Genomic DNA, 10,590 nt, shown 5'->3' with positions numbered 1-10,590 from the left:
AATCCTATTAAATAAACTCTTACTAGAGGAATTGATAAGGGGTTATCTGGATGAAAATAAATGAATATTACCGGGATATAGCTTATATGAACTTAAATGGTAGTATTGCAGCACTAGTACCGGCCACTATGATTATTATAGGGAACCTTACTTTTATAAAACATAGGGAAATGATGCTATTAACAATACCATTTCTCCTTTATAGCCTGATTAGTTTCCAAGTCTATCTTTTTAGAATGAAACAATCACTTGCAATTAGACGTAATATGCCTGCTTTTAAAGACGTGTCTAGTTATTTTTTTAATGCGCGTCATCTATTACTTCTTTACCGGAGCTCCCAGTCCCCATGTTTATTTATATATTTTCCCAATGGCCATTTGGCAGGGCATATAAAAAAAATACGAGGAAAAGGTTTGGAAAGATTAAATCCGTCGAGAATTTACGCTTTGTATAATGTAGAAGACCAAGTGATAGGGTTCTTTAAACAAAAAGGAAGGAAAGTAGTAAAGATTACTGTTTTTGATAGGAATAAGAATTTATTAGGAGGATTTGAAAAAAGGAGTATAGGTTTTCGGAAGGTAAAGAAAGAGTTATTTGACCATACCGGAAGGTTTATTGGAGAGGTCGAAGGTTCTTCTCTCTTTATGGACGAGCATATTTTTGATCCAGGTCAAAATGAAGTGGGTCGGCTGCGGCGAGGATGGATGCCTATTGAATGGAGTCCTATATTTCCAGAACCCAATACACCTGTACTATCACTTAAAGAAGGTCTTTCAGAAGAGGACAAGCTGCTCGGGATGTCGTTATTAATTAATGAATACTTTATTGAGAGATAAAACAGGACAGTTTCCTTCCATAATAATGTTTGATATGATGGATTAAAGATATTATTATGGGGGTAAAATTTGTGCAGATTGATTTAATAAAAGGTCATGGATCAGGAAATGATTTTCTCCTTATCGATGAAATATCAAATAATTATTCTTTTTCGGAAATAGAGAGAGCGAATCTTGCCAAAGTTTTGTGTAACCGTGACAATGAGCTTGGTGCAGATGGAATTTTATTTATAATGAAAAGTGACCATGCTGATGGAAGAATGCGTGTTTTTAATGCCGATGGTTCAGAAGCTTCAATGTGTGGAAATGGCCTGCGTCTTGTAGCCAGATATATTTGTGAGTTGAAGGGTGTTAATCAGGCGCTTATTGAAACAATGAAAGCTAATCTAAAGGTGAAGAAGCAAGAGGATATATTCCCTCAGGTTCATACTTACCAGGTTGAGATTTCTCCGGTCTTGTTTGAATTAAAGGCACTGCCTTTGAACTTAAATAAACCAACTCTTTTTAACGAAAAAATTAAGGAACTATCTGATGAAATACGTTTTACTGCTCTAGCCGTCCCCAACCCGCATTTAATTGCCATTGTAGAAACTGAGCAGCTGCAAATTAATCTCCAAAAACAGCTAAGTGAAAAAGTGAATGGTCCCAATGATTTATTCCCTGACGGGGTAAATGTAAGCTTTGTAAAGCCGATCGAGAAAGGTTCCATTTATGTTCGCACCTTTGAGCGTGGTGTAGGTTTTACAAATGCCTGCGGAACAGCCATGTCGGCATCATCATTGGTTACTTGTTTGAATGAGTTAAACGACTTTGAAAAAGTGATCAACGTCTATAATAATGGCGGTAAAGTCCAATGTGTTGTCCATAAAATCGAGGATACTTTTACAATCGATTTAATCGGAAACGCGACCTATCTTTATCGCGCCTCAATCCAGTTGAATTTGGATGAAAAAGCCTTTTCCATTTTATCAAGAACAAATTTAACTGAACAAATGATCTACGAGACGCTCCAAGAGAATGCACAGAATGTAATTAAGCAATTATTATAAAAGGATAAGGTTTATCACCTTATCCTTTTTTACTTGAATTTTTTAAAAACTCTAGGACTGGAGTAAAGGGCTGGATTTGTTTTGTTTGAAAATAATCGAAAAATGGCTCATATTGACTGCGGATTCGTTTAAGAGCCTTTTCCATATTAAAGGAGACAAGTTCAAGTTTGTCGTTTACTTCCTCCCAATAAAGGGGAGTGGCAACGCCAGCGTGTTCATTTCCCCTCATGGAGTAAGGAGCTACGATGGTTTTTCCTTCAGAATGCTGTACATAATCAACATATAACCTGTTACCACGATTCTTTTTCATTCGTTCTATAGTGAAAGAATCAGGATCCCTTGAGATTAAATATTCAGCAATAAAGCTGGTAAATAACCGAGTGTCATCATAGGAATAAACATTTTCAGGCAAAGGAAGGTAAATTTGCAGCCCTTTATTACCGGAGGTTTTTATGAAACCAATTAGGTTTAATTGATCAAGGACCTCTTTAATTAATAGTGCTGCTTTTATGGCTAAATGGAATGCATCTTTCGATGGCGGGTCCAAATCAAAAACAATCTCACTCGGTCCTATGCTATTGACAGTTTGAAAAGGAATATGAAATTCAATGGCAAGTTGATTTCCAAGCCACACCAGTGTTTTAAGGTTATTGCACAAAATATAGTTAATTCCTTCTGCTTCTTTTGTGTGCACAAATTCTGGTGCATAATCAGGACAGTTCTTCTGATAAAAAGCTTCGCCAAACATTCCATGTGGAAAGCGAATAACTGTTAAGAGCCGGTCTTTTAAAAAAGGCAGCATATTAGGAGAGACTTCCCGTAAGTAAAGAATATAATCTGCCTTTTGAATACTGAAATTTTCCCATAAGGGTTTATCAGGATGAGTAATTTCTAAATCTTGAGGTAGATTCTTTTGGGCAAACATAAAACGATCGTATGTACAATTACTGGGTTCAAGATCAAAGCGAAATCTGTCAAAATGTGGTTCACGTAGTTGATTTTCATATAATTCTAAGTATTTTACCTCAATGCATATGGCGGGTTCCACGTAAATAAACTGGTCATCCTCATTGGTTGTGTTTTGATTAATCGTTTGCTTTATGGCATTTTTTTCTTCAGGTTTAAAACCAAAAAGTACCTGACCTATCGGAACAATCTTTTTATCTTGATAAACCCCTATATAGAAATAACCATTTGTTTTTTCATAGGAAGTGATAAAACAGCTGACATATTTCCAATTTTTATACTTAAGCCATTGGATAGAGCGTTTCCCTTCTTCCCAAAGACTATTTTTAAATTTAGCTATAATCCCTTCTCCATCATATAAGATCACGTTTTCCCATAATTCATTAAAATCATCATGGGCATTAACATATTGAAGTAGTTGATCGTTATATGGATCTGATTCTAACTCAAACCTAACTTTTAAGAATAGTTCCTCCAACGCTTTTTTTCTTTTATAAAAGGGTTCAGTATAAAGAACTTTCCCCTTTAACATCAAAAGATCAAAAACCATCAAACGGCATGGGGAGCGGGTTGACTGCTCTGAGATTTTTTTTTCTGATTTTAGTCGTCCACGAATTTGGATAGCCGAGAAATTGGCTTTATGCGTATTTTCTAAATAGACAAGTTCCCCATCCAATTGGAGTGGTAAATGGGGTTCAAATTGGACTTTATGCAGTAAAAGGAACTCTTTAATTTCTGGAAATTGCGGTAATAAATCTTTTCCATTTCTACTCATCAATTCAATTCCCGTCGTTAAATTCCAGGTTAACAAGGCACGAAATCCATCATATTTAACCTCGTACTGCCAATCAGGCCGGACGGGAAGTTCAAAAGTTAAACTTGGCAGCATTGGTTTCATAGCAGCCTTTCCTTTCTTTTTCCTTTATTTTGCTTCAATTAATTACTATTCATGCTTTACCAAAACTTTTTAGGAATGAAGATAGCTTGGTACCACAAAATATAAACAAAAAGATTGGAGAATTCCTTATGCATACGATGTGGAAAGGCAGCATTAGTTTTGGACTTGTAAATATACCGATCAAGCTCCATACAGCCACTGAAGACAAGGATATAAAACTTAGGACCCTTCATAATAAATGTCATGCTCCTATTAAATACGAAAAAATTTGTACAGTCTGTGAAGAAGAAGTAAAACCAGAAGATATTGTGAAAGCATATGAGTATACAAAAGGAAAGTTTGTCGTCCTTGATAATGAAGAGCTAGAAAAGCTTCGTAAAGAAAATGAAGAGAAGGCAGTCGAAATTATTGATTTCGTAAAAATAGAAGAAATAGACCCGATTTATTTTGATCGAACGTATTATATGTCCCCAAATGAAGGCGGAAGCAAGGCATATTCATTATTACGTAAGGCGCTGCAGGAGTCTCAAAAGGTGGGTTTAGCAAAGATTATTATTCGATCTAAGGAACAGTTGGCTGTGATTCGTGTATACGAAAATACTTTGGTAATGGAAACCATCCATTATCCTGATGAAGTCCGTAAATCAGGTGACGTACCAAATGTACCTGAAGAGAATAAAGTTACGGATAGAGAATTAGAAACAGCGATATTACTAATTGATCAATTAACAACTAAATTTGAGCCTGAAAAATATACCGATGAATATCGAACCGCTTTATTGGAACTAATTGAGTCCAAACGGACGGGGCAGGAAACAGTAACAACAGCGACTACAGAAGTTGCCTCAAATGTTACCGATCTAATGGCTGCCCTCCAAGCATCCATTGATCGGACAAAACCGAATAAAACAGCTGCGGCTGCTTTAAAAGCATCTAAAACTGAGATAAATAAACCAAAAAAGACAGCTGCTCCACCAAGGAAAAAGGCTCCATCAAAAGTTAAGAAGGAAGCCTAGAAAAATAGTTAGTCTTCAAGACCAAGTTTCTTAACTTGGTCTTCTTTTCATACTTGGACAGCTTCAAAAAATTGACTTAATGTAAAAATTGTGCTAAAATTGAAATAGATTTTAATGTTACGGATTTATCTGTTTTAAATGGTCGTAACTGCACGGAAGTAAGAGATGTTTGTTACCTCTCGTGTGTGATTACGTCTTTTTTATTATGTAAAATGGTCAAGAATAAAAGGGTGATGCAAGCATCACCTTTTTATATATTTAGTTTTACTAGAATAATAGTTGGGATTCGTTTCAAACATGGTTCAAAAACAGTCATAACTATTTATAAGGAGTGATCGTTTTGGCATTTGGCAGAAAAAATGAAGAAGAAATTAAACTAGAAGAGACAAAGATTTGGGAATGTACGTCGGAAACTTGTAAGTGCTGGGTTCGAGACAATTTTAAAAGCAGTGAAGTTCCACTTTGCCCAATCTGTAAAAGTGAAATGAGTCAAACAACAAAAGAGCTGCAAGTTATTCATAATCATAGTAAAAATTTTATGGGATAAAGAACAAAAGCAGGGGAGATAAGTGCCCTGCTTTTCTTTATTCTGTCTCCTCAAAAGCAAACTTCTTACAGTAGCTAAGGACTAGCTCTTCTTCATCTTCCTCTAATTCAAAATCGAGTACCTTTTCGGTCCCGCGTTCAAAAAAGTGATAGCTGGTAATTTTATCTCGACTTTCATCATGAACAAAAATACACTTTAAACCGACACCTTTTTCAGAATAGAGCTCATCCTCTTCGTCCACTTCGAGTTCTAGAAAAAACTCGTAGCGATCTCCGGATAGTAAACCAAAGGGATCTTCTAATTTTTCTACTTGGTGGCCTGTAATGTTCAACCCAATCATCCTTTGCAGTTTATTGACTCTCTTATTATACACATTTTCAGTTATAACCCCAAAAAAGTGATTTAGGTAACTGATAGCCTAAGGATTTTGAATTTAATGTGAATAATTGCACAAACTTAACCGAATCTAAGTAGTTTACGGTAAGATAAATTTTAAGGGCTTACAAATCAAGGAAGTTGGTGTATATATCACGAAAAGGAGAGAGGAAATGAAGACAACAAAAGATGCCATACATATCCAAATACATCCATATTTATTATCCAGGAAAAATTTTTATCAAATTCTCTATACTTTATTCCTAGAACCAACTAATGAAGAACTTTTGCTAGAATTAGGTTGTCTCGGGACGTTTGATGATTTAAAAGAGCTTCATGAAGGCGGGAGTATACTCGCTTCTTTTTTTAACCAATTGACCACAAATGAGCAAGTGCACTCAGAAGGAGATGAATACCGCCGTTTATTTATTGGCCCTGGAGCATTAGTTGCCCCTCCTTGGGAGTCTTACTATCGAAGCAGGGAACACCTTCTATTTGAAGAATGGACACTCCAGATAAGAGAACTATATCACCAATTTGGCCTCCAATTTTTACGGGAAAATAATGAGCCAGATGATCATTTATTACTAGAGATGGAATTTATGACTTTTTTAATAGAACAAAATATGCAAGTCTTAGAAACTGATAAGATACTGGAACTAGTTGACATTCAAATTCACTTTCTCCAAAAGCACCTAACCCTTTGGATTCCAGAATTTTGTAAAAGGGTTATGAACCATACTAGCAGCCGCCTATATCTAGGCGCTGCCATGCTGCTAGAAGACTTTTTAACATTTGATTTGACATCTTTATTGGAAGTAAGGGAGGTATTAACCTATGTCTGAAAATCACCATTTAAAGAATTTGTTAACTAATAAAATGCAGAGACGGACCTTTTTAAAATGGTCAAGTGCGATAGGAATACCAGTGATTGCCGGTGGAGTAGGCACGAAGATGCTTGTAGACCGTAAAGAAAAAACTAAGCCTTTAAGTGCTAAAGAAGAAAGCCCGGAAACGATTATTTCAACTTGTAGTATTAACAACTGCGGGGGACGTTGTATCATTAAGGCGCATGTAAAAGACGGAGTTGTAGTACGAGTCAGTACTGATACACAGGAGGCAGGAGACCTCTCCACGCCGCCTCTAAGAGCTTGCGTTAGAGGTCGAAACTATCGGAATATGCTTTATCATCCTGATCGACTGAAATTTCCGATGAAACGAGTAGGGAACCGGGGAGAAGGGAAATTTGAAAGAATTTCTTGGGACGAAGCAGTTGAAACAATTGCAGCCCAAGTAAAACGGATTGGGGATACATATGGACCTCAATCGAGGTATGTCAACTATGCTTCAGGACAGAGCTGGGGATTGCACGGTGGAAAGAATGCAGCAAAGAAGTTATTATCCCTGACAGGCGGTTATTTGAATTCACGAAATGATTATAGCTCTGGTGCGGGTAATGTTGCTACCCCATATACTTACGGAACAAATGATTCAGGAAGCAGTTTTGATTCACTGCTCCATTCCAAATATATTATTTTATGGGGACAAAACCCGTCTGAAATGATTTTCTCAACACCTTATCGTGAATATTTAATGCAAGCAAAGAAAAATGGTGCAAGGATTGTTGTTATTGACCCTAGATATACCGATACAGCAATCGCCTTTGCGGATGAATGGATACCAATCCTCCCAACTACAGACACGGCGATGATGGATGCCATGGGTTACGTAATTGTAACAGAAAACCTACATGATCAAGCGTTCCTCGATACATACTGCCTTGGATTTGATGAGAATCACATGCCTGATGGTGTACCAATAAATAAATCAGTTAAAAGCTATTTACTTGATGATCAAGACGGCGTTCCTAAGACGCCTGAGTGGGCTGAGAGGATTTGTGGTGTGCCTGCCAGCAAAATAAGAGAAATTGCGCGTGATTATGCCAAGAATAAGCCAGCTGCATTAATTCAAGGTTGGGCAGCACAACGTCAGGCATTTGGAGAACAATACATGCGCGCTGGTGCACAATTGGCCTGTTTAACAGGAAATGTAGGTAAACTGGGAGGCTGGGCAGCAGGTACTGGCTACTGGAGCCGAAGTGATATTGTCTATCCGTTTGAATATAAAAATCCAGAAACCGCTTCTATTCCATGCTTCCTATGGACTACTGCTGTAGAAAAGGGAACAGAAATGACTGCTGCCGATGGATTGCAAGGAACGGATAAATTAACCACAAATATTAAGATGATTTTCAATATGGCAGGTAATATGCTGATAAATCAGCATGCAGATATCAATAAAACACGAAAATTACTTGAAGATGAAAGTAAAGTGGAGTTTATTGTTGTCAGTGATCTCTTTATGACCCCAAGTGCAAAATATGCAGATATTTTATTGCCGGGAACGACCTTCTTTGAACGTTACGATATTGGTGTACCATGGTGTTTTGGAGATTATGTAGTCTTTGGGGATAAAACCATTGATCCATTATATGAATGCCGAAATGAATATGAGGTGTTTGCAGATATAGCTGATAAGCTGGGACTAAAGGATAAATTTACAGAAGGAAAGTCTATACTCGACCTTATAAAGGAAAGTGTCGAAAGAACTAAAAAAGAACTTGATTCAAGCTTCCCAACCTTTGAGGAGTTCCGTAAAAAAGGAGTACATCACTTTACATATGACGAGCCTTTAGTAGGTTTTAAAAAGCAAATTGATGACCTTGAAAAAAATCCATTCGAAACTCCATCAGGGAAAATAGAATTGTTTTCAAAGTCATTATGGGATATGAACCAGCATAGTGAAATTCCTGCAATTGCCAAGTATATTTCTTCATGGGAGGGACCAGAGGACCCACTTATTAAGAAATATCCGCTGCAGCTCATCAGCTGGCATTATAAGCGCCGTTGTCACTCCACCTATGACAATCAAGAATGGCTTGAGGAAACAGCCAAGCAAGAGATGTGGATAAATCCTGTAGATGCTGAAAAACGAGGAATAAAAAATGGGGACCGTGTACAAGTATTTAATGATCGTGGATCACTGGTTATTGATGTTAAAGTCACGCCACGAATTACGCCAGGAGTTGCTGGAATCCCTCAGGGTGCTTGGTATACGCCAGATAAAAATGGACTTGATCAGAGAGGATCTGTCAATGTCCTTACCTCACAGAGGCCAACTGCATTAGCAAAGGCTAATCCACAATTAACCAACCTTGTTGATATAAAAAAGTATAAGGAGTGAAGAAGTTTGGAACAGCTTGGATTTTATATAAATCAAAGCCTTTGTACTGGTTGTAAGGCGTGTACAGTAGCGTGTAAAGACAAAAATAACCTTGATGTTGGCCTGAATTTTCGCAGGGTTTACCCATATGAAGAGGGGACTTTCACGGAACTGCCCACTATGGGAATGGTTCAGAATATAAAAGCGTTTTATTTTTCTATATCATGTAATCATTGTAAGCACGCGGCCTGTATTTCGAGCTGCCCAACCGGAGCGATTGTCAAGAATAATGAAAACGGTGTTGTTACCATTGATCAGGAAGTATGCCAGGGGGCGCAATTATGCATAAAGGCTTGTCCATACGGTTCTCCTCAATACAATAAAAAAATATTTAAATCAAATAAATGTGATTTTTGTATGGATTTACAAGAAAAGGGCGAAGACCCAGCGTGTGTTGCTGCCTGTCCAATGCGGGCAATTGAATTTGGTCCAATCGAACAGCTTAGAAAAAAATATGGCACTGTAAGCCAAATTAAAGGGTTGCCAAGTAGCACAATTACACAGCCTAACCTAGTCATTACCCCGCATCAGAATACTAAGCTGTCCAGCAAATAACGTTAAATTTAGGTGGTTGAGGGTGAAGAAATGTCACTGCTTGTTAATTGGCTTGAAAGTATGCATGTAGATGCTAAAATAACCAATGTTTGTTCTAGAAAAAGACACCTTCGCTCGACTTGTAGTCTTTGCTCGGATGCCTGTCAGTTCGGAGCGATTTCAATAGATTCCACATCTTTTGAAATCGAACCAGAGAAATGTAATTCCTGCGGCGATTGTATGATTGCCTGTCCACTGTCTGCTATCGAAGGTGTTTGTGAATCCAGGGAGTTCAATAAGAATAGTCTTGTCTATAGTGAATCGTATATCCCAACTGTTAAAGAATTACTTATTTACAAACAGAGAGGGTTAATGACCATAAAAACTGTTCCAGCCTCTCTAAATCAAAATTGGCGTACAGTTGTCAATAAATCAAACAAAATTTTACTGCAGCTTGAGGAATGCACGATTAACATTATGGAAAACGGTAGAGATAATAGGATGTCGAGAAGAACATTCTTTTCTTCCTTACCACGAGAAGGGAGACAGTTCGCCAAAATCATGGCACCGGCATCTTGGAAATGGCTAGCAAACGAATGGATTATAACAAGCTATTTTCCCGACTATCAATTCTATCAAGTAGAATTGGATCTTGAAAAATGTACACTTTGTGAAATCTGTTTTAACTTCTGTTCTCAAAAGGTATTTACCGTTTTAAATGGTCATTTGCAAGTATCTAATGAGAAGTGTGTAAACTGTTATGATTGTATAGATTTATGTCAGCAAGATGCTATTCAAATTAGTCCGCACATTTCGAAAAAACAAACTAAACAATATCCGTTTACCACTAAGGAATGTGTATCTTGTGGGAGATCTTTTTCAACATTCCACCCCAAAATAGACTGTTGCCCTGTTTGTTGTGATCGGGATCCTGATTGGTTATGTCCTTAAAATAAAAGAAGAGGTTCTCTTTATGGGGTTCTCCCATGGTGAAACCTCTTTTTAATATTAAATGCTGCGTTAATCTTGGATGTTGATTTCCGCTCCAGTCGCTCAGCAAACCCGCGGGCGGGCGTGCCGGGAAGCC

10 protein-coding genes are annotated in these 10,590 nt (G+C 37.5%); 8 read left to right on the top strand and 2 right to left on the bottom strand.

Features of this window, described 5'->3' with window-relative positions:
- Nucleotides 1-50 precede the first annotated feature (50 nt).
- Nucleotides 51-836 carry a hypothetical protein gene (locus tag V7266_RS15465; protein WP_335468834.1) on the top strand — a complete coding sequence of 262 codons (786 nt, stop codon included), beginning with the start codon at nt 51-53 and terminating at the stop codon, nt 834-836.
- A 71-nt stretch (nt 837-907) separates the two neighbouring features.
- Nucleotides 908-1,885: a diaminopimelate epimerase gene (gene dapF, locus V7266_RS15460; RefSeq protein ID WP_335468832.1), complete on the top strand. Its 978-nt coding sequence runs from the start codon at nt 908-910 to the stop codon at nt 1,883-1,885.
- A gap of 19 nt (nt 1,886-1,904) precedes the next feature.
- Here dapF and V7266_RS15455 read toward each other — a convergent pair whose 3' ends face one another.
- Nucleotides 1,905-3,749 (bottom strand): DNA ligase D, encoded by a 1,845-nt coding sequence (locus tag V7266_RS15455; protein WP_335468831.1) that lies wholly within the window; start codon nt 3,747-3,749, stop codon nt 1,905-1,907.
- Between the two features lie 128 nt (nt 3,750-3,877).
- Here V7266_RS15455 and V7266_RS15450 point away from each other — a divergent pair, with 128 nt between their 5' ends.
- Both V7266_RS15450 and V7266_RS15445 read left to right on the top strand, forming a co-directional pair.
- Nucleotides 3,878-4,765, top strand: a complete 888-nt coding sequence (locus V7266_RS15450; protein ID WP_335468830.1) for a Ku protein — start codon at nt 3,878-3,880, stop codon at nt 4,763-4,765.
- 340 nt (nt 4,766-5,105) lie between these two features.
- On the top strand, nt 5,106-5,312 hold the full coding sequence (locus V7266_RS15445) for a cold-shock protein (RefSeq protein WP_335468828.1): 207 nt from the start codon (nt 5,106-5,108) through the stop codon (nt 5,310-5,312).
- Between the two features lie 37 nt (nt 5,313-5,349).
- Here V7266_RS15445 and V7266_RS15440 read toward each other — a convergent pair whose 3' ends face one another.
- Complete coding sequence (locus V7266_RS15440; protein WP_335468893.1) at nt 5,350-5,652, bottom strand: DUF6509 family protein; 303 nt, start codon at nt 5,650-5,652, stop codon at nt 5,350-5,352.
- A 208-nt stretch (nt 5,653-5,860) separates the two neighbouring features.
- Here V7266_RS15440 and V7266_RS15435 point away from each other — a divergent pair, with 208 nt between their 5' ends.
- The 4 genes from V7266_RS15435 to V7266_RS15420 are packed head-to-tail and all read left to right on the top strand — an operon-like array spanning nt 5,861 to nt 10,454.
- On the top strand, nt 5,861-6,532 hold the full coding sequence (locus V7266_RS15435) for a TorD/DmsD family molecular chaperone (protein ID WP_335468826.1): 672 nt from the start codon (nt 5,861-5,863) through the stop codon (nt 6,530-6,532).
- A complete protein-coding gene (locus V7266_RS15430; protein ID WP_335468824.1) occupies nt 6,525-8,930 on the top strand; it encodes a DMSO/selenate family reductase complex A subunit in 2,406 nt (801 codons plus the stop codon). The genes V7266_RS15435 and V7266_RS15430 overlap by 8 nt, the downstream gene beginning before the upstream one ends.
- A 6-nt stretch (nt 8,931-8,936) precedes the next feature.
- Nucleotides 8,937-9,524 carry a DMSO/selenate family reductase complex B subunit gene (locus V7266_RS15425; protein ID WP_335468822.1) on the top strand — a complete coding sequence of 196 codons (588 nt, stop codon included), beginning with the start codon at nt 8,937-8,939 and terminating at the stop codon, nt 9,522-9,524.
- 30 nt (nt 9,525-9,554) lie between these two features.
- Nucleotides 9,555-10,454, top strand: coding sequence for a DUF362 domain-containing protein (locus tag V7266_RS15420; protein ID WP_335468820.1), 900 nt, complete (start codon nt 9,555-9,557; stop codon nt 10,452-10,454).
- Nucleotides 10,455-10,590: the final 136 nt, after the last annotated feature.

This window comes from Neobacillus drentensis, from assembly GCF_036965645.1.
Taxonomy (GTDB): domain Bacteria; phylum Bacillota; class Bacilli; order Bacillales; family Cytobacillaceae; genus Neobacillus; species Neobacillus drentensis_D.
This window is presented reverse-complemented; position numbering and strand designations above follow the sequence as displayed.

Excerpts from the sequence above, each read along its gene's own strand:
- V7266_RS15450 (WP_335468830.1), top strand. The coding sequence starts at position 3,878 with ATGCATACGATGTGGAAAGGCAGCATTAGTTTTGGACTTGTAAATATA.
- V7266_RS15465 (WP_335468834.1), top strand. The coding sequence starts at position 51 with ATGAAAATAAATGAATATTACCGGGATATAGCTTATATGAACTTAAAT.
- V7266_RS15420 (WP_335468820.1), top strand. The coding sequence starts at position 9,555 with ATGTCACTGCTTGTTAATTGGCTTGAAAGTATGCATGTAGATGCTAAA.
- V7266_RS15440 (WP_335468893.1), bottom strand. The coding sequence starts at position 5,652 with ATGATTGGGTTGAACATTACAGGCCACCAAGTAGAAAAATTAGAAGAT.
- V7266_RS15430 (WP_335468824.1), top strand. The coding sequence starts at position 6,525 with ATGTCTGAAAATCACCATTTAAAGAATTTGTTAACTAATAAAATGCAG.
- V7266_RS15455 (WP_335468831.1), bottom strand. The coding sequence starts at position 3,749 with ATGAAACCAATGCTGCCAAGTTTAACTTTTGAACTTCCCGTCCGGCCT.
- V7266_RS15435 (WP_335468826.1), top strand. The coding sequence starts at position 5,861 with ATGAAGACAACAAAAGATGCCATACATATCCAAATACATCCATATTTA.